Genomic DNA, 18,110 nt, shown 5'->3' with positions numbered 1-18,110 from the left:
ATGTAATTTCATTCAGCTGATTGAACGTAAACTTTTTTAAAGCGATCCCATTTTTCAGGATATTTTGTGGGATCGTAATTCACGTTTCTGTCTTTGGGAGGAAAATAAGACCACCAGTATTCATCGGAATGCCAATCGGGTTTTGAAAAATATGCTCCAATTTTAAAACCTTCTTTCCTGAAAGTATTGAAAATCTCTTTGGTGACATCCGCTTTAGGATTTTTTGAGAACGGTGTTTTGGATGAGGTTATTTTATAATCCGACTCCCTGGTATTAAACATCGCAAAACCATCATGATGCTTTGTTGTAAAAACCACATATTTCATTCCGGCCTTCTTTACGGCGTCTGCCCATTTCTGGGGATCAAACTGAGTCGGATTGAAAGTGCTCTGAAGATTTTCATAATTTTTCACATATTCATAATACGACTTTCCGTGTTCAGGATTTCTCCGGGTCCACGATTCATCTTCCGGGCAGAGGCTCCAGCTTTCAACAATCCCCCATTGGCTATAGGTTCCCCAATGCATAAACAGTCCGAACTTCAGGTCCTGCCATTCTTCCAGATTTCTGATAACAAGAGGATCTTCCGGTTTCTGATATCCGTCCGATACATTATGTGCCTGAGAAAACAGAGCAGAGCTTATCAAAAGCGGTAAAAAGAACAGTTTTTTGGAGTTTTGTCTTACAGGCATTACGGAAATAGTTTCCGCTAATTTAATTATCCTTTTACAGATCCGCAAGTATTATGATTTCAGCAGGTTTTCCATCGCAGATTCCAGATCGGGATAAGAAAACAGGAATCCGCTTTGCAGAAGTTTTTCAGGATAAACGTGACGGCTTTTCAGTAATAATTCGGTTTCCGTGTTCAAAAACAGAGAAGCTATTTCCAGCTGCCATACCCGAGCATTCAGTCCAAACGGAATTTGTAACTTTTTCCTGAGTGTCATCATCAATGTTTCATTGGTTACAGGACCGGGAGCTGTGATATTGATTGCTCCTGAAATGTGATCATTATTGATTATCCATTCTACGGCTTTACAAAAATCATCAATATGAATCCAGCTTACCATCTGATTTCCCCGTCCCTGCTTTCCTCCCAGACCGATTTTAGTAATCATTTTCAGCTTGGGAAGGGCTCCACCGTTATTACCGAACACAATGGAAGTTCTTAATGCCACTTTTCTTACTTCGCTGTGTTTTGTTGTAAAAAAAGCTTCTTCCCAACTCTTACAGATATTCATTGAAAAATCATCTCCTATAATGCCGTTTGCTTCTGTATTCAAATGTTTTTCGGAATGCACATAAATTGTTGCCGAACTGGCATTCAGCCAGATTCTTGGTTTATGCAGACAACGGTTAACAGCTTCCTGCAATATCTGGGTACTGTCTATTCTTGAAGAATAGATTTCCTGTTTGTTTTTCTCATGATACCTGCAATCGACAGATTTCCCGGTAAGGTTGATCAAAACATCTGCATTTTCAAGAATATCTACCCATTTTCCTGTTGTTTTTGCATTCCAACAGATTTCGTTATGACGTTTAGGGTTCCGGCTGAGGATATATACCTGATTTCCTTTTTCTGTAAAATATTTTTCCAGATTTTCACCAAGGAAGCCTGTACCGCCTGCTATGATTATTTTCATCTTTCAGGGGTTTTAAAATTTAAGTTTTCTTTTAATTTTATAAAGTACTTTTCTTTGTTTTCACTTCAATTTCAGAACCTTCTGCAAGCATTACAGAAATGGGTTCCTGATAGTTCAGACATTCAAAGTCTTTTCCGTACATTGTAGCAAAATCAAGTGTCAATTGATAATCTTTCACCGGATAACTTTTCCATTTCGGGTGGCAGACTTCATAAGTGGAAGTCTGGTTTTCTTTCTTCGTAAATCCCCAGTAATGTTCTGTAATAAATTCGAATTCTGAACCGGCTTCCATAGTTTTTGCTTCATTTTCTGCAGTGATCTGAATGGAGTGCCAGGTTTTATCCTTCCATGAATATCTGATCAGCAGTTCATTTTCTTTTTCATGAATGAGGTTCTTCATCGGCATGGTATGATAATTTTCTTTATAGACAGCGTTAGCTACAAAACTTAAAGCTGGTTTGGGAACAACTTCTTTGATAAAAACCACTCCTCTTTTCCAGGTCCCGTTTTCTTTTTTCTTTACATAAAACCTGAGGTTTACCTCTTCAAAATTCCGGTGAAAAGGAATAGGAATTCCTAACAGCTTTGTATTTAAGAACATAAAACCAACTACACTGAGGTAGCATTTTCCTTTATAAAAATCCGGTTCTGTTCCTGCAGGAAGATATTTCATCAGGATTTCTGGGTTAATCTCGTAATTGATAATGGCTAATTTGCGCCATTCTGCTTTTAAAAAATTCATTTGTCGTGTTTTAGTTATTCACTTTAGAATTTCCGGCTTCTGCTGTGGTTTTTATTAATTCATTCCGTTCTAACAGAAATTTCTTCAGATAACCGGTAAGAAAAACTGCATTGAAACAACTTCCTATGATACCCAATGGAGATTCAAAATCAAAAATGTCAATCATTATGGTTTTGTCCTCCTTTTTTCTAAAGATATGCTGATGATGCATTGATTTAAAAGCTCCTTTCAGCATTTCATCGGTGAATTGTTCCGGTTTTTTCATGCTGGTAATCTTAGTAGTCAGTTGCTGATATACTCCCAGATGTCTGGCTCTCCAGGTTACGGTCTCATTCTCTTCAATCAGTCCTGAGGTACGTCCTGCAATTGCCTTTTCATTGGTTCTTGCTGTTGATTTCTGATGTAAATCAATATTCCGGGCAAGATCAAAAACGATGTTTATATCGGCATTAATCAGGGTTTCTAAATAAATCCGAGGCATATTTTAACATTTATTTTGCTTGAACAGATAATCATTAACCTAAAAAAATTACTTAAGGTTCCCACTGTGTTTCATTTTATAAATTCAGGAAATCACCTTTTGTTCTTTTGTGCTGCAATCTGAAAGTAACATACATCCAGATTTTAAATATCAGGGTTTTCATATTTTATATTGATTTGTTTTTCTTTGTTTAAAGCATGTTTACGGCCTTTCAGAAACAATAACAAATTCAAAATCATCATCAGTCCGAGATAAATGGAAAAACCTCCGATCTTTTTACTTAAAGCCACTACCAGCCTTTCTACGGTTTCGATCTGAAAAAACTCAATAATACATAAAGCAAAACCGATGTTTAAAAGGTAAAAGCCAATTTTAAAAAGTGAATTTGTAGCCATGGCAATATCTTTCTTCTGGTGAAAAATATCGATCATAAATGCTTTGGAATTTTTAAACAAAAACTGTGATACCAGAATCGTAAGGGTAATGACAATGGGTAAATAAATCATGTACGCTGAAAAGTTGTACGTGGCGGTTAAAACTGTAGCTGTCATAATTATATTATTTTAAGGTTATTTTTTTTCTCAAAAAATAGAGTGCCAGTAGGTTCAGATAATGCAGAATACAAAGAATAAGGATTATATTTCCGGTCCGGACTGCAGTTATTGTCACCACTTCTTCCAGACTGCTGATCTTTTCCCAGGAGGCGAGGCTTATTGCGATATAACCAAGATTCAGCAGATAATAACTCCCAAGAAGGATCCTGTTAATAGTGAGACAAAGGCTTTCATCGTGGAGCAGGTATTTCAGATAAGCTTTTCCTTCACAGTAGCATCTCTTTCCCACATGGATGGTGATGTAGGAAGTGATCCCCAGAAAAATGATATATGAAAGAATATTGAACATTTTAAATATTTTGTATTTTCAATAATTTTTGAAAATTTATTTGAAATAAAAAAGGATTTACATCCCCTTTCTATTTTAATAAATTGGTAATTTTCCCTACCAGCCAGTGATCATCACTTTTGATTGCAAGATCCATAATATTATTGATCTTTCCGGTTACAGAACTAAAATCGTTCATCAATTTGATAAACTCTTTTGCTTCCTCTGAATCTTTGTCTTCAATATCTTTTAATTCTTCCAAGAAGGAAATTACCGGTTCTATCTCTCTCTTTCTTCGTTCTTTGGTAATCTGTTTAAAGAGGTACCACACATCTTTTTCAGCTACAAAATATTCTTTCCGGTCCCCTTTTATAAATTCTTTTCTTACAATACCCCAATCGATTAAAGCACGAAGATTCATATTGGCATTTCCTCTTGAAATTTCCAGCTCATCCATTACTTCGTCAGTAGATAAAGGCTTACCGCTTGCCAAAAGCAATGCATGTACCTGTGCCATTGTACGGTTGATTCCCCAATTGGTCGCAAAAGTACCCCAGGTCTGAATGTATTTTTCTTTTGCCTCTGAAAGCTGCATCTGTATATAATTAATGTCTGATACAAATGTAATTATATTTTTTGAATTTTCAATAATTTTTGAAAATAAATTTTAAAATAAAACAGACATCCTGTGAATGCCTGCTTTATATCCTAATTTTTAATGATCTTAAACGTTTCCCATTCTGCATTGGTTTTCACCCGGACCAGGTAAACCCCCTGCGGATAAGAGGTCAGATCAATGGTGTTCTTATCTGCTTCAAGGTTTTCTCTTCTCATGATAATTTTACCCGCCACATCATAGACGAAAAGTTCTTCAATCCTGTTTTTTGTCTTTATTTGTAGAGGCCCTTTTGTCGGATTAGGGAACACTACAGTTTGGGTATTCTTCTGATTATGTATTTCAGTTTCCATTTTCTTATTGATGTTTTCATTGGAAATTCCTGGTCCACATTTCGGTAAAGTGGCTCTCTGGAGAATCAGCCTCAATAATAAATCATTCAGTTTTTCCACTTCATAAGAATCTGCTGAGGGCTTTATATGATGATTTCCAATTCCGCTGTCATTGGTAAGGAAAGTATAGGTTCCGTTGGTCAGCAAAGCAAAAGTCCTCATCAGGTATTCTGTTTCTTTATCTGTATCACTGGCAGCCAGCGGGATAATAGTAATTCCTTTTTGAGCTGCCATTTTTATTTTATCATACAGCTTTTTTGTATTTTCTTCCGATTGATGAGGTGGTGCATCCAGAATTAAAAACATGATTTTAGTTGAATTTTCACTGCTCCATTTCAATTCATCAATAGAAATCTGAAGTGCTTCTGTCACAGCTTCAGGAGTATCTCCCCCACCTGCTGCTTTTTGTTTTTTAATAAAGCTCACCAGTTCTTCAGCGTTATCTGAAAAATCAAATTTACGCGTTACATACTCATCACCCTGGTCTCTGTAAAAAACTGAACCATATCTTACTTTTGTCCCTTTAAGCTTGCTTTCCACTTTTTTCAAAACATCCAAAAGCTCAGACTGAAGATAAGAAATCTCGTCTCCCATAGAGCCTGTGGCATCTACTACAAAAGCAAGATCCAATGTACGTTTTTCCAAACAAGGTCTGTTTAGTACAATCAGATTTTGGCCGTTTTTAAATTCCTTAACATTCGTGCTTATAATTTGTCCTGTTTCATCAGCTATATAATACTTCCTTGGCTTCATTTTCAAAAGGTTTTCATTCATCATGGCCCCAATCCATAGTTCCGCATTTCCAAGATTATCCGAAACAGACTCCCAGATCACGTTTTTCCTGTCATCCAGTAATGTAAGGCTTTCTCCTGCTACCGGTTTACCGTCTTTATTCACCAGTTGAACAGACGCCCTCCTGTCCGGAAACAACTTCCATGTCTGTTTATACAGGTCAAGAGAAGGGGCTGCAATATCCTTCCAATAATCCCATTTAGAAAAATCATTGACTTCTCCGGCGGTCAGCTGACCTGCTTCCGGAAGTTCTTTTTCCGGTTCTTCAGGTTCTTTTATAGTTTCCCCACTGCTTTCTGAAGCCATTTTCTTCAATACTTCCACTTCTGATTGAGACAATCCTGTTGTGGTAATGATTACCACTCCATTATGAGCCCGGCTTCCATACAAAGCTGCAGCTTCTGTCCCTTTGATTACTTTTACCTCTTTAATTTTTTCAGATTCCAGCATGGAAAGAACTCCTCCTTTTTGCCCTACGGGAATTCCATCGATAACATATAAGGGACCTGTAAACCTGCCATCAATACCCGCCGCTCCCCGGATGCGTATTTCTTCTTTTCCCCTGGTAGCGGAAGAGGTTTCTATTCCGGCTATACTTCCTCTCAGAGGAGCTACTGATGCTGAAGGTCTCATTACTTCCTTGTCTGTAGAAGCAATCAGCATTGTTGATGCATTGGTGACAACTGTTTCTTTCCGAATTGACATTCGGGGAGCAACCATGGCAACTTCCTCAATGTTTTGCCTTTTTAAAGTATCTTCATGCAACATCTTTTCATCTCCGGAACTATTTTCCTGAACTTCCGGTAAAACCGGTTTTGAAGAAAAAGAAAGAGGTTCTTTTATTGTAACAGAAGCAGGTTCATAGGCAATGACCGGTACTGAAGGGGAAATAGTTTTATCCTGAAGATGATATTTTATTGTGCTATCAATCTTTTTAACTTGTTCTGCAGGCATGGAGTTCTTATCGTTCCCAGTTATTGCCGGCTGTACAGGTTCTGTCTTATCATTTTTATCCAGAAAATAAAACGTTCCTAACCCTATCAGCAAACTTGCAGCTATTCCATAGGGAAGCCAGAAAGGAATACTCTTCTTTTTTTCTTCTTTCTTATCGAGCTTTTCTTCAACTGCAGTCCAAACTTTTTCAAAACCGGGAAATACTGTCGGCTCTTCTGAAAGCTTCGAAGCTTCATTGAATTGTTGATCTATATTATGATTATTTTCCATTGTTGTAAAAGTTTAAACGTTCTGGTTGATCAAAAGTTCCTGTAATTTTTTCCTTGCAAAATTGAGTTGGGATTTCGATGTTCCTTCACTAATGGAAAGCATCGCTGCAATTTCTTTATGAGGGTATCCTTCTATGGCAAAAAGGTTAAAAATAGCGCGGCAGCCTTCAGGTAGGAAATTGAGAAGATTCAGTATGTCTTTTTCAAAAGAAATATGCTCTGTACTCCCTTCCGGAGCATTCACAAGGCTTTCTTCCAAAGGAATAAATAATGCTTTATCTGTTCTCAGTTTCTGCAGGCATTCATTGACGGCAATCTTCCTTGCCCATGCATCAAATGTATCAAGATTCCGGAGCTGGCCGATTTTCATAAAGATTTTATAGAAGGTATCAGCCAATACCTCTTCAATATCCTCATCTCTTTTTAAATAGCGTCTACAGACAGAGTACAGTCTGCCCGCCATTTTTTCGTAAACTTTCCGCTGCGCATTGCGGTTGTTACGTTGACATTCTAATAGTAATTCTCTTTCCATAGTGAGGCGTTATACTTGTATAGATGCAAAAAACGTTCAGATGGGTTGGAAACATGGTTAACTTTTTCAATAAAAGACAAAGAAAGATAATAAGGCTGAGAAAACCCAAAATGAAGATGAAAATAATATGTCACTTTCCAGAACCATTACCAATTTCAATTATTTACTTTTTAAATTTTATTTGAAGGTTTATCTTTCCTGCATTTTTTACAAAAAATTTCAATTTCAGATTTAACTTTTCCTTTTGTAACAAATCTCTATACATAACGACTATTAATACAAATAATCTTTTTATAGTAATGAAAAATGTAAAAATTGCGTCATTACTTTTTGTTTTGTCTGCAGGAAGTATGATGTTTGCCCAGGATGACCTCATCAACAAATTAAAAAAACAATCACTCTCAAAATGCTAATTTCCAATTCACTACGCTAAAGGACGTTGGAGCGACTTCAGTAAAGAACCAGGGTTCATCAGGAACCTGCTGGAGCTATTCAGGAAACTCTTTCCTTGAATCTGAAATGCAGAGAATGGGCAAAAAACCTGTAGATCTTGCTGAAATTTTCACTGCAAGAAATTCATACCATGATAAAGCCAAGCTTTATGTTTTAAATAACGGCGCTATCAGCTGGGGTGACGGTGGTGAACTTCATGATGTCATCAACATGTATAAAAAATACGGAGCGGTTCCGCAGGATGTATATTCAGGGTTAAAACCTGGCCAGACTACGAATAACTTCAAAGAAATGCAGGGTAAATTGAAACCGGTCCTGGACAGCCTTGTTCAGGCTTCATCGAAAGGAAAACTAACCGACAACTGGATGGATTCCGTAGATGCTATTCTTGATGAGTATTTAGGAAAAGTGCCTGCCAACTTTACGTATGAAGGAAAAAATTATACTCCGAAAACATTTGCCAAAGAAGTTGTAGGGATTAATCCTGAAGATTATGTAGAAATCTCTTCTTACAAGGATTATCCGTATTATCAAAAATTTGTAGTTCCGATTCCTGATAACTGGAGCCATGATTCTGACTGGAACGTTCCGATGAAAGACCTTACGGCTATTATTGATAATGCAGTAACCAAAGGCTATTCTGTAGGTTGGGCTACTGATGTTTCTGAACCCTACTTCTCTTACAAAAACGGGGTTGCTTATGTTCCTGATATGGATTTGGACCAGATCACAGCTGAAAACAAGCAAACTTTATTCACAGAGCCCAAAAAAGATAAAACCATCACTGAAGATATGCGCCAGAAGGCACTTAACAACCTTTCTACAACTGATGATCACGGCATGCATATCGTAGGATTGGCAAAAGACCAGACCGGTAAAGAATATTATATGGTGAAAAATTCATGGGGAGTTACCAATGATTTTGCAGGATATCTTTATGTAACCAGACCATATGTGGAATATAAATCAACAGCGATTCTGGTTCACAAAAATGCAATTCCAAAAAGCATTCTGAAGCAATTGAAACCTACTAAAAATATTGGTTTATAAGAAATCACTTCTGCCATTTCTGAGATGGTAGTTTTAGATATTTAAATCTGTTAAGAACGCGCTCCCGGAAAATCCGGGAGCGCGTTTGTTTTTTGTATTCTTACAGATTACTATTTTCTAAGGACTCTGCAAAGCTCTTTAGCGTTTTTTTGCTTACTTACACTGTGAAAATGCAGTTAGGAGCCGCATACAATGCAGGGACTAAAAATAAAACCCGGTTTCAGGATTCTGAAACCGGGTTTCTTAATAAATAGGTGAAAATTAAATATAAAATAAAGTGAATTATGCTAATAAATGGAAATAATAAATATTTACCTTAAAATAATACCCCCATACTTTCCGCTGAAAAATCGAGTAAGGCTTCAGTATTCCCATCTTTGATCTTCTTTACCCATTCGTAATCCTGCAAGATGGCTCTTCCTACCGCAACAAGATCAAACTCTTCATTGTCCAGCCTTCTAATCAGCTCAGATAAGTCCTTTTTTTCAGTTCCCTGGCCCGCAAAGGCATTCAGGAAATCACCGTTCAAGCCAACAGATCCTACAGTAATTGTCGGCTGGCCGGTAACTTTTTTGGCCCATCCTGCAAAGTTTAAATCAGAGCCTTCAAATTCCGGTTCCCAGAAACGACGCTGTGAGCAGTGGAAAATATCTACTCCTGCTTCTTTCAGTGGCAGTAGCCAGTCTTCCATTTCGTTTGGAGTAAGCGCTAATTTAGTTGTATAATCCTGTTGTTTCCATTGTGAAAGACGGATGATAATAGTAAAGTCTTCTCCTACTGCAGCCCTGATTGCTTTCACTACATCTACGGCAAATCTGCTTCTTTCTTTCAGGGTTTTACCACCGTATTCATCCGTTCTGGTATTGGTTACTTCCCAGAAAAACTGGTCAATCAGGTATCCATGTGCTCCATGAATTTCAAGGCAGTCAAAACCAAGGTCTTTTGCAGATTTTGCAGAAGCTGCAAACTGTGCTATGGTATCCTGGATATCTTCGATCGTCATGGTAGAAGCCTTTTCCATTGCCACAAGAGGATATTCTTCAGACATTCTGGTATCTCCCACGTGCCAGATTTGTGGTCCCATTTTACCACCATTCCGGTGAACGGTATCAATTACATTTTTCCAGCCGTTTAAAGCTTCCTGCCCGTAGAAATCAGGAATATTCCGGAGGTTTTTTGACCCTGGCCTGTTGATTACGGTACCTTCTGAAAGAATTAAACCTACTTCTGAAGCAGCTCTTCTACCATAGTAATCTGCAATTTTCTGAGTAGGGACTCCGTTATCAGATTGTGCTCTGGTCATCGGAGCCATTACGATTCTATTTTTAAGTTGTAAATTTTTATATTGAAACGGTTTAAATAATGATGATGTGCTCATATTTAAATGTATGTTTTATAATTGTTACACAAAGTAACTAATAATAGTTCGTTTTTGTATCTCTTAATAAAAAAAATAGTGGTAACTTTGCAGTAACTTACATTAGTAACATCAAAGTAACGGATGAAATCCCGTTTGGTATAAGCTAAAAATGAACATCTTCCTATGAAAAAGAATGAATTAATGCAATACAGCTGTCCTTTAGGCAAGGCAATGGCCGCATTGGGAAGCAAATGGAAACCTATTATTGTACTGGTGATCAAGGATCGGAAGCTGCGCTTCGGAGAATTAGCAGTACGTATTAATGTCATTTCCAGAAAGGTACTGACCGATCAGCTTAGGGAAATGGAAACGGACGGACTTGTTATCCGTGAAGAATTTAAAGAACTCCCTCCACGAGTGGAATATTCTCTTACAGAAAAAGGATTGGCTTTATTGCCTATTTTATATTTACTGGAAGAATGGGAAGCAAAATATCAGGTGAAAGGAGTACATTCGAGAGATTGTGCTATATTAAAAAAAGAAATGAATAAGGCTGTCAATATTTGATAGTCTTATTTTTTTAACCTGATCATTAGATTATTTTATAGGAACTCCTTAAAACATCCCGGGCTTTCAGAAACTCTAGAAGCCCGGGTGTTTGTTTTTATTTCAATTAGAATATCGCAGGATATTTCTGAGGATTAGCTTCGTTAAACATCGCGTAAATCTTTTCTACCATATCATCTGCAGATGGTTTACTGAAGTAATCACCATCACTTGCATACGCCGGTCTGTGATCATTAGCAGAAATGGTTAATGGATCTGAATCAAGATATCTGAATGCTTTTTGCTTTTCTAAGATTTGTTGTAAAATAAATCCTGTAGTTCCTCCTTCCACATCTTCATCAATTACTACCAGTCTGTTTGTTTTCTTCACACTTTCAGCAATTTCATGAGATAAATCGAAAGGAATCAATGACTGAATATCAATGACCTCTGCAGAAATTCCTAATTTCTCCAGTTCGTTGGCTGCTTCCGTTACAATTCTCCATGTAGAGCCATAAGTTACCAAAGTAACATCTGTACCTTCTTTGGTCACTTCAATTTTTCCTACAGGAACTGTAAATTCACCTAGGTTATCAGGTTGCTTCTCCTTCAATCTGTATCCGTTCAGACATTCCACGATAATGGCCGGCTCATCCGCCTGAAGCATTGTATTATAGAAACCTGCTGCTTTCGTAAGGTTTCTTGGAACCAATACTAAAATACCTTTTGAAAGGTTCAGGATTCCTGCCATCGGAGAACCTGAATGCCAGATCCCTTCTAATCTGTGTCCTCTTGTTCTGATGATCAGAGGAGCTTTCTGACCTCCTTTAGTTCTATATTGTACAGTGGCCAGGTCATCACTCATTCCCTGTAAACAGTAAAGAACATAATCCAGGTACTGGATTTCAGCAATCGGTCTCAGACCTCTCATCGCCATACCAATACCCTGGCCTAAAATAGTAGCTTCACGAATCCCTGTATCAGCGACGCGCAATGCACCGTATTTCTCCTGCATTCCTTCCAATCCCTGGTTTACATCACCGATGTTTCCGGTATCTTCACCAAAGATTAAGGTTTCAGGATATTTTGAGAAAATTTTGTCGAAATTGTTTCTGATCACTACTCTTCCGTCTACCTCTTCAGAACTGTCAGAATATACCGGCTTGATTTCTTTGATATTTTCAGCTTTCCATTGAGATTCTGAATACAGGTGAGAAGAATAGTTATCTTTTTCAATTTCAGCTACCTCATTGTATTTCTGCATCAGCTGGTTTCTTTCCGCAGAATTAGTTCCCCTTGTAGCCAATAACACTTTTCTTGCCAAATGGAAGACATCTTTTTTAGCTTTGGAAACCAATTTATTAAACTGGTTAATATAAGTTTCTACTTCAGCATTCTGACCTTTAAGGTTTTCCACTAAAGGTAAAATGGATTGAATTAAGTCTGTAATAGTTTTCTGATAGTTGTCCCAGGCAGCTTTTTGTCCTGCTTTTGCTGTTTTTTTCGCTTCTTCATCTATTGCATCCAGTTCTTCAGCTGTAGCGATAACTTCTTCTTTTCCGTCAATTTCAATAGAATAATTCAGAATCCATTCCTTGAATTTTGCCAATCCGTCGAATTCTGCTTCCCAGGCAAGACGTTCTTCATTTTTGTATCTTTCGTGAGACCCTGATGTAGAGTGGCCTTGAGGCTGGGTAACATCCACCACGTGAACCACTACAGGAATGCTTTCTGTTCTTGCAAAATGTTCTGCTTTAGCATAAGCATCCAATAATGCAGGATAATCCCAGGCCTTTACCTGGATAATCTCACATCCCTGTTTTTCCCCTTCTTTTCTCTGGAAACCGCTTAGCATTTCGCTTATATCTGCCTTTGCTCTTTGATTTTTCGTAGGAACCGAAATCCCATATCCGTCATCCCATATAGAAACAATCATAGGTACCTGAAGTGCACAGGCTGCATTTAATGTTTCCCAGAAATGACCTTCTGCTGTAGAAGCATCTCCAATGGTACCAAAAGCAACCTCATTTCCTCCTTTCGAAAACTTTTCAGATCCTTCAAATGTTACACTTTTATAAATGGTAGAAGCCTGTGCCAATCCCAACAATCTCGGCATTTGTCCTGCCGTAGGGGATATATCGGAAGAAATATTCTTCTGTGCCGTAAGATCTTTCCAGCTTCCATCTTCATTCAAACTTCTTGTTGCAAAGTGACCGTTCATCTGTCTTCCAGCTGAAGCGGGCTCTCTTTCCACATTTGTATCTGCATACATCTGTGCAAAGAAGCTTTCCACCGTTAAAGCACCTACTGCCAATGCAAAAGTCTGATCCCTGTAATACCCTGAACGGAAATCTCCATTTCTGAAAACCTTCGCCATTGCCAACTGAGGCAGCTCCTTACCATCGCCAAAAATTCCAAATTTAGCTTTTCCTGTAAGTACTTCTCTTCTTCCAAGATACGACATTTCACGAGAAACCCTTCCCAACTTGTAATCCTCAAGTATCTGATTTTTAAAATCTTGAAAGGAAATTTGCTGTGTTTCAATATAAGTTGTTTGCATAGCTAAGTATAAAAGTTTTTATTCTTCAAGTATTTTGCTAATATACACTTTTTAAATTAATTTTAATTTTTAATAATCTTTTTTAAAAATTTGATAATAAAAAAAATTGTACTTTATTTTGAAAAAAAATTGTAAAGATGGAAAAAAAGTCGCCTCATATTCTGAACGCATCCAGCAATCTTTTGGGCTTTTCCCTGATTATCATCACCTCCCTGAAGATCACTAAAATCAGTCAGGGTACATATTTAGACGAATTTGCCGGTTTTGCCAGCATCCTTTTTGCCTTCAGCTGTTTTTTTTCATTTCTGGCCATTAGAACAAAAAGTGAAAAGCGGGAATATACGTTTGAGTCTATTGCAGATTATTTATTTTTTAATCGCCTTATTTTGTATAGTTTTAGCTGTTATTATTGTAACGCTGAAAATACTCTAATTAATTTTATTCTGTTTTTGCAATATATAATAGTATAAAATCATTATTTATCTCACTTGTAATTGAAATTAATAACTTTTGAAATTCTAAATACTTCTCTATAAAAGAAAATCGGAATATGATCTATTCCGATTTATATAATGATTGTATTTAAAATTTTCGTTCTATTACGTAATCAAGCATACTGTGGAGCGATTTTCTTGCTTGAGAATCCGGAAATTCATTCAGAATATTTTTCGCTTTTTGTTGAAAATCTTTCATGACTGTAATTGCATATTCCAATCCTCCGGAACTTTTTACAAACTCTATCAGCTCTTTAACTCTTTTGGGATTGTTATTATATCGCTTTATTGTATTAAAATAATATTTCCTGTCCTTTTCATCGGCTTTTTTTAAAGTATAGATCAGAGGCAGTGTCATTTTTTGTTCTTTGATATCAATCCCCACCGGCTTACCAATCACGTTAGAGCTCAGATAATCAAAGAGGTCATCCTTAATCTGAAAAGCCATTCCGGTATAGGTTCCGAAGTCCATCATCTTTTTGGCAAGATTTTCATCGGTACTGTTAGAAAGTACCCCGATTTCACAACAAGCCGCAATTAAAGTAGCAGTTTTCTGGCGGATGATTTCATAATAAACATCCTCCGTAATATCCAGTTTCCTTGCTTTTTCCAACTGAAGCAGCTCTCCTTCCGACATTTCACGGATGGTTCTCGAAATCACTCCAAGCAAATCGTAATCTTTGTGATCTGTAGATAACAATACTGATTTTGACAAAAGATAATCTCCCACCAATACGGCAATCTTATTCTTCCATAACGCGTTGATAGAAAAAAAAATTTCTTCTTTTAAAGCTTTCATCCACCACATCATCATGTACTAAAGTAGCGGTATGAATCAGCTCAATCATTGAAGCACCGCGATAGGTTTTTTCCGTAACATCTCCTACCAGTTTTGGCACAAAGGAAGACAAACATAGGACGCATTTGCTTTCCCTTGGTTGTAACAATAAAACGGGTTACTTTGTCTAGTAAAGGCACTTTACTCTGCATCGATTCATAAAACTTCTGCTCGAAAAGTTTCATTTCTTCGTTAATCGGTTGCTTGATTTCTTCTACAATGTTTTTTGCCACAATCTGCGAATGCTGGATGAATAATTATTAATATCACAAAGATAATTTTTTTCGGCCAATTTTAAGGGAAAATTAATCTCCTAGTTTTTCTTTGGGAACAAAATAGAAAGATGGTTTTACCCGGATCATTGAATATTTAAACTTTTCTCCTGAAAAATACACTCCTTTTTCATCCACAGCTATTCCTTCAATCTGACCGATTGCCGTAGCACTTCCCAGATAATACTTTCTGGGGCTTTCTTTAAAAAATACACCCGGCTCAGTCTCTGTAAAAATATATAAAAACACTTCTGTTTTCTTTGTATATCCTACCAGATAAAGCTTTTTGTCAAAATAGGCCGCATCCGTTACCATATATTGGGTTCTATAGGATTCTGTTTTTACAGCTTCCTGCTTTTCATAAATTTCAGGATCTAACACATAGTGTACTGTTCCTTTTGATGCCCATTCTTTGGTAAAGAGATGAAGTTTTCCGTGGGCAAAAATCATTGCCTCAGCATCAAAGTCCGTGTTAAAGTAATTGGAAATATAATCGGTTTGTTCCGGATAATGGAACAAGATCTCCTTAATCTGATCATTTCGCAGGCTGTCATTTTGAACAGGAACTTTAAAGATCTTAAGGTGTCTCCTGCTTCCGTCATTGTTTCCAAAGTCTCCAATATAGAAATTCGCTCCGTCATTGGCTAACGCTTCCCAATCTGTATTTTTGCCTTTTACAGGTAAAGTTTTTACCACTTCTCCTGATGTTTTACTGATTTCAAAAAGTTCCGGAGCATTCCCACTGTCATTAAAGGTGTAGATTTTTCCGTTAAAAATAGTCAGGCCGGAAGTTTCCCGGACTTTATCATCCAGATAACCGAGCCTGTACTTTCCTATTTTCAGGAAGTCAAGTTGTTGTGAAAATACAGTTTGGAAAACAATACAGCTAAAAAGCAGAAGAGTTTTTTTCATAAGGCAAAAATAAGCATTCTGTTTAAATGGAAGTATGAGGAGACGGTGTTCAGATTCAACGGACAAAAAATGCTCAGCCGCAAACCACGTTTCTTTTATTTAGTGGCTGTAAATAATCTATAAAAAAATTTTTATTAGCAGGAACCATTTGTACGCTTACCTGTTTGCCTTTGCAGTCTCTTCTTTCCACAAAAAAACGGGCTAAAGCCCGTCCTATAGATTTCTATTGATATAAATATTGAATTAGGCAGATACCTGCTTTTCAAGATTTTCCTTTTGTTCTTTCTTTTTTGCCTGTCTTGCAAAATATTCTTTCTGATATTGTCTGACCGTTTTCCCGGTTCCATCATGTCTCCATCCCGGAGAATTAAAAATGTAATTAATGCGGTCACTGAATGTCAATCCCGGCTGTTTAAGGTCTTTCCAGATCTTCCTCCATTCATAAAAAAGCACGGTATCCGGTCTGTTATCCGGCATTTTAGGATAGATTCCATATTTTACGGGAACGTTAGGGTCTTCTTTTTCAAAGGTTCCGAATATCTTGTCCCAGATGATGAGACACATGCCCATGTTTTTATCAAGATATTTAACATTACATGCATGATGCACACGGTGGTGAGAAGGTGTGACTAAAATATGTTCCAGGAAACCCATACTTTTCACAGTTTGTGTATGTACCCATGTTCCATATACCTGTCCGATCGCATAGGCTACCATAATATGCCAAGGATTGAACCCCAGGAATGCCAGCGGTGAAAAGTATAAATACCGGTAAAGCGGCTGCAGCACAGGGCTTCTGAAGCCTGTTGTAAGATTAAAAAAATTCTGAACTGTGGTGGGTAATATGAACCGCCCAGAATGCCCGGGAACGGTGATCTACATAATGCAACACATAATAGGCGAAGTCTGTAATAACAAAACAAGCCAGCAGATACCAGATGCTAAGATCCCATGAGAAAATCCTATGGTGATAAAAGAAAAACATTACCCCCATGGCGAAAGCCTTCATGATAAGGTCCAGGCCGAAATTCATCAAAGCCAGATAAATGTTTGTTGCAAGATCTTTACCACTATACAATTTGGCTTCGGAAACATGGCTATAAATCATTTCAGCTAAAATAACCGTTGCATGTAGCGGAATGGCCCACGCATACACATTTTCCAGCCCATCCTCGCTCATAAGAAAATCCATCATCATACATAATTTTATGCAAAGGTAGGATTTTAAGGAATGTTTTAAGAGAGTTTTAAGTTTTTTTTAAGGAAATTTTAATCCGCTGTTTTGTTGGCCAACTGCCCGCAGGCAGCGTCAATATCTCCTCCACGGCTTCTTCTGACCATCACTGTTATTCCTGCACTTTCAAGCTGTCTGATATAATTTTCTTCAGCCTGTTTGTTGCACTGGTCATATTTCCCGTCACCGATAGGGTTATACTGAATAAGATTCACTTTAGACGGAACCTGTTTGCAATATCTGATAAGTGCTTTGATATCTTCATCTCCATCATTGATACCCTTCCATACACAATATTCAAAAGTAATTACGGAACCTGTTTTCTGATACCAGTATTGAAGAGCTTCCATAATATCCGTCAACGGAAACTTATCTGAAAAAGGCATGATCTCATTACGTTTGGATTCGATAGCAGAATGAAGTGACAAGGCCAGCTTCACGCGCAATTCTTCATCAGCAAGCATTTTCATCATCTTCGGAATCCCTGATGTGGAAACGGTAATTCTTCTTGGAGACATCCCCAACCCCTCCGGCTGGGTAATTTTCCTGATCGCTTCCACTACATTTTTGTAATTCATCATCGGCTCTCCCATTCCCATAAATACGATATTGGAAAGTGGCCTGTCAAAATACATTTTACTCTGGCTGTCAATCAGGGCAACCTGGTCTACAATTTCAGCCACTTCAAGGTTTCTCATCCTTTTCAGTCTTGCTGTAGCGCAGAATTCGCAGTTTAATGAGCAGCCAACCTGAGAGGAAACACAAGCTGTAGTTCTTGTTTCTGTAGGAATAAGAACAGATTCTACCAGTAATCCGTCGTGAAGTTTCACTCCGTTTTTGATGGTTCCGTCTGAGCTTTTCTGAAGAAGATCGACAGAAACAGGATTAATGGTGTATTCTTCGGAAATTCTTTCACGAAGATTTTTCGAAAGATTCGTCATTTCATCAATCGAATGGAGGTTTTTACTCCATAGCCAGTCATAGACCTGTTTCGCACGAAACGGCTTTTCTCCTAAAGACACAAAATAGTCTTTAAGCTGGTCTAGTGATAATGTACGGATATCTTTCATAATATTGAAGAGCCAGGT

The 18,110-nt window shown here is 37.5% G+C and carries 16 protein-coding genes and 2 pseudogenes; 2 read left to right on the top strand and 16 right to left on the bottom strand.

The features are described 5' to 3' along the window. Nucleotides 1-8: 8 nt before the first annotated feature. The 9 genes from HX13_RS25365 to HX13_RS05655 all read right to left on the bottom strand — a co-directional run bounded on the left by HX13_RS25365 (nucleotide 9) and on the right by HX13_RS05655 (nucleotide 7,303). Nucleotides 9-692 (bottom strand): alpha-L-fucosidase, encoded by a 684-nt coding sequence (locus tag HX13_RS25365; protein ID WP_262483495.1) that lies wholly within the window; start codon nucleotides 690-692, stop codon nucleotides 9-11. A 51-nt stretch (nucleotides 693-743) separates the two neighbouring features. Beyond that, complete coding sequence (locus HX13_RS05690; protein WP_050020269.1) at nucleotides 744-1,643, bottom strand: TIGR01777 family oxidoreductase; 900 nt, start codon at nucleotides 1,641-1,643, stop codon at nucleotides 744-746. 37 nt (nucleotides 1,644-1,680) lie between these two features. Continuing rightward, the gene (locus HX13_RS05685) at nucleotides 1,681-2,385 is read right to left on the bottom strand and encodes a YqjF family protein (protein ID WP_050020268.1); all 705 of its coding nucleotides are present in this window, start codon (nucleotides 2,383-2,385) and stop codon (nucleotides 1,681-1,683) included. A 10-nt stretch (nucleotides 2,386-2,395) separates the two neighbouring features. After that, nucleotides 2,396-2,866, bottom strand: coding sequence for an SRPBCC family protein (locus HX13_RS05680; protein WP_050020267.1), 471 nt, complete (start codon nucleotides 2,864-2,866; stop codon nucleotides 2,396-2,398). Between the two features lie 143 nt (nucleotides 2,867-3,009). Then, nucleotides 3,010-3,417, bottom strand: coding sequence for a hypothetical protein (locus HX13_RS05675; RefSeq protein ID WP_050020266.1), 408 nt, complete (start codon nucleotides 3,415-3,417; stop codon nucleotides 3,010-3,012). A 7-nt stretch (nucleotides 3,418-3,424) separates the two neighbouring features. Continuing rightward, on the bottom strand, nucleotides 3,425-3,769 hold the full coding sequence (locus HX13_RS05670) for a hypothetical protein (RefSeq protein WP_050020265.1): 345 nt from the start codon (nucleotides 3,767-3,769) through the stop codon (nucleotides 3,425-3,427). Between the two features lie 70 nt (nucleotides 3,770-3,839). After that, nucleotides 3,840-4,343, bottom strand: coding sequence for a GbsR/MarR family transcriptional regulator (locus HX13_RS05665; protein WP_050020264.1), 504 nt, complete (start codon nucleotides 4,341-4,343; stop codon nucleotides 3,840-3,842). A 113-nt stretch (nucleotides 4,344-4,456) separates the two neighbouring features. Then, nucleotides 4,457-6,772 carry a T9SS type A sorting domain-containing protein gene (locus tag HX13_RS05660; RefSeq protein WP_050020263.1) on the bottom strand — a complete coding sequence of 772 codons (2,316 nt, stop codon included), beginning with the start codon at nucleotides 6,770-6,772 and terminating at the stop codon, nucleotides 4,457-4,459. A gap of 12 nt (nucleotides 6,773-6,784) precedes the next feature. After that, nucleotides 6,785-7,303, bottom strand: coding sequence for an RNA polymerase sigma factor (locus tag HX13_RS05655; protein WP_050020262.1), 519 nt, complete (start codon nucleotides 7,301-7,303; stop codon nucleotides 6,785-6,787). Nucleotides 7,304-7,602: 299 nt separating this feature from the next. Here HX13_RS05655 and HX13_RS05650 point away from each other — a divergent pair. Then, nucleotides 7,603-8,806 (top strand): annotated as a pseudogene (locus tag HX13_RS05650) (aminopeptidase C). Nucleotides 8,807-9,122: 316 nt separating this feature from the next. Here the strand turns inward: HX13_RS05650 and HX13_RS05645 are convergent. Continuing rightward, nucleotides 9,123-10,184 carry an NADH:flavin oxidoreductase gene (locus HX13_RS05645; RefSeq protein WP_050020261.1) on the bottom strand — a complete coding sequence of 354 codons (1,062 nt, stop codon included), beginning with the start codon at nucleotides 10,182-10,184 and terminating at the stop codon, nucleotides 9,123-9,125. A 165-nt stretch (nucleotides 10,185-10,349) separates the two neighbouring features. Between HX13_RS05645 and HX13_RS05640 the strand changes: the two genes are divergently transcribed. Then, a complete protein-coding gene (locus tag HX13_RS05640) occupies nucleotides 10,350-10,733 on the top strand; it encodes a winged helix-turn-helix transcriptional regulator (protein WP_050020260.1) in 384 nt (127 codons plus the stop codon). A 106-nt stretch (nucleotides 10,734-10,839) separates the two neighbouring features. On the opposite strand, the gene HX13_RS05635 is transcribed toward HX13_RS05640, so the two are convergent. The 6 genes and pseudogenes from HX13_RS05635 to rlmN all read right to left on the bottom strand — a co-directional run bounded on the left by HX13_RS05635 (nucleotide 10,840) and on the right by rlmN (nucleotide 18,092). Further along, a complete protein-coding gene (locus HX13_RS05635) occupies nucleotides 10,840-13,272 on the bottom strand; it encodes a thiamine pyrophosphate-dependent enzyme (protein ID WP_050020259.1) in 2,433 nt (810 codons plus the stop codon). 582 nt (nucleotides 13,273-13,854) lie between these two features. After that, nucleotides 13,855-14,789, bottom strand: a pseudogene (locus tag HX13_RS05625) (polyprenyl synthetase family protein). Between the two features lie 120 nt (nucleotides 14,790-14,909). Next, complete coding sequence (locus tag HX13_RS05620; protein WP_050020258.1) at nucleotides 14,910-15,788, bottom strand: hypothetical protein; 879 nt, start codon at nucleotides 15,786-15,788, stop codon at nucleotides 14,910-14,912. Between the two features lie 243 nt (nucleotides 15,789-16,031). Beyond that, nucleotides 16,032-16,577: a sterol desaturase family protein gene (locus HX13_RS23510; protein ID WP_238555060.1), complete on the bottom strand. Its 546-nt coding sequence runs from the start codon at nucleotides 16,575-16,577 to the stop codon at nucleotides 16,032-16,034. 25 nt (nucleotides 16,578-16,602) lie between these two features. After that, nucleotides 16,603-16,986: a sterol desaturase family protein gene (locus HX13_RS23505; protein ID WP_238555059.1), complete on the bottom strand. Its 384-nt coding sequence runs from the start codon at nucleotides 16,984-16,986 to the stop codon at nucleotides 16,603-16,605. A gap of 71 nt (nucleotides 16,987-17,057) precedes the next feature. Then, entirely contained in the window at nucleotides 17,058-18,092 is a 1,035-nt protein-coding gene (gene rlmN / locus HX13_RS05610; RefSeq protein ID WP_050020257.1) for a 23S rRNA (adenine(2503)-C(2))-methyltransferase RlmN, read from the bottom strand. Nucleotides 18,093-18,110: the final 18 nt, after the last annotated feature.

The sequence above is a fragment of the Chryseobacterium sp. P1-3 genome (genome assembly GCF_000738495.1).
Taxonomy (GTDB): domain Bacteria; phylum Bacteroidota; class Bacteroidia; order Flavobacteriales; family Weeksellaceae; genus Chryseobacterium; species Chryseobacterium gallinarum.
Note: the sequence above shows the minus strand (reverse complement) of the source record. Positions and strands in the feature narration are given on the sequence as shown.

Bases quoted from the DNA above. Each gene is read 5' to 3' on its own strand.
- HX13_RS05660 (WP_050020263.1), bottom strand. From the start codon at position 6,772: ATGGAAAATAATCATAATATAGATCAACAATTCAATGAAGCTTCGAAG.
- HX13_RS05665 (WP_050020264.1), bottom strand. From the start codon at position 4,343: ATGCAGCTTTCAGAGGCAAAAGAAAAATACATTCAGACCTGGGGTACT.
- HX13_RS05635 (WP_050020259.1), bottom strand. From the start codon at position 13,272: ATGCAAACAACTTATATTGAAACACAGCAAATTTCCTTTCAAGATTTT.
- HX13_RS05675 (WP_050020266.1), bottom strand. From the start codon at position 3,417: ATGACAGCTACAGTTTTAACCGCCACGTACAACTTTTCAGCGTACATG.
- HX13_RS23505 (WP_238555059.1), bottom strand. From the start codon at position 16,986: ATGATGATGGATTTTCTTATGAGCGAGGATGGGCTGGAAAATGTGTAT.
- HX13_RS05620 (WP_050020258.1), bottom strand. From the start codon at position 15,788: ATGAAAAAAACTCTTCTGCTTTTTAGCTGTATTGTTTTCCAAACTGTA.
- HX13_RS05640 (WP_050020260.1), top strand. From the start codon at position 10,350: ATGAAAAAGAATGAATTAATGCAATACAGCTGTCCTTTAGGCAAGGCA.
- HX13_RS05690 (WP_050020269.1), bottom strand. From the start codon at position 1,643: ATGAAAATAATCATAGCAGGCGGTACAGGCTTCCTTGGTGAAAATCTG.
- HX13_RS05685 (WP_050020268.1), bottom strand. From the start codon at position 2,385: ATGAATTTTTTAAAAGCAGAATGGCGCAAATTAGCCATTATCAATTAC.
- HX13_RS05680 (WP_050020267.1), bottom strand. From the start codon at position 2,866: ATGCCTCGGATTTATTTAGAAACCCTGATTAATGCCGATATAAACATC.
- HX13_RS25365 (WP_262483495.1), bottom strand. From the start codon at position 692: ATGCCTGTAAGACAAAACTCCAAAAAACTGTTCTTTTTACCGCTTTTG.
- HX13_RS05655 (WP_050020262.1), bottom strand. From the start codon at position 7,303: ATGGAAAGAGAATTACTATTAGAATGTCAACGTAACAACCGCAATGCG.
- HX13_RS05645 (WP_050020261.1), bottom strand. From the start codon at position 10,184: ATGAGCACATCATCATTATTTAAACCGTTTCAATATAAAAATTTACAA.
- HX13_RS05670 (WP_050020265.1), bottom strand. From the start codon at position 3,769: ATGTTCAATATTCTTTCATATATCATTTTTCTGGGGATCACTTCCTAC.
- rlmN (WP_050020257.1), bottom strand. From the start codon at position 18,092: ATGAAAGATATCCGTACATTATCACTAGACCAGCTTAAAGACTATTTT.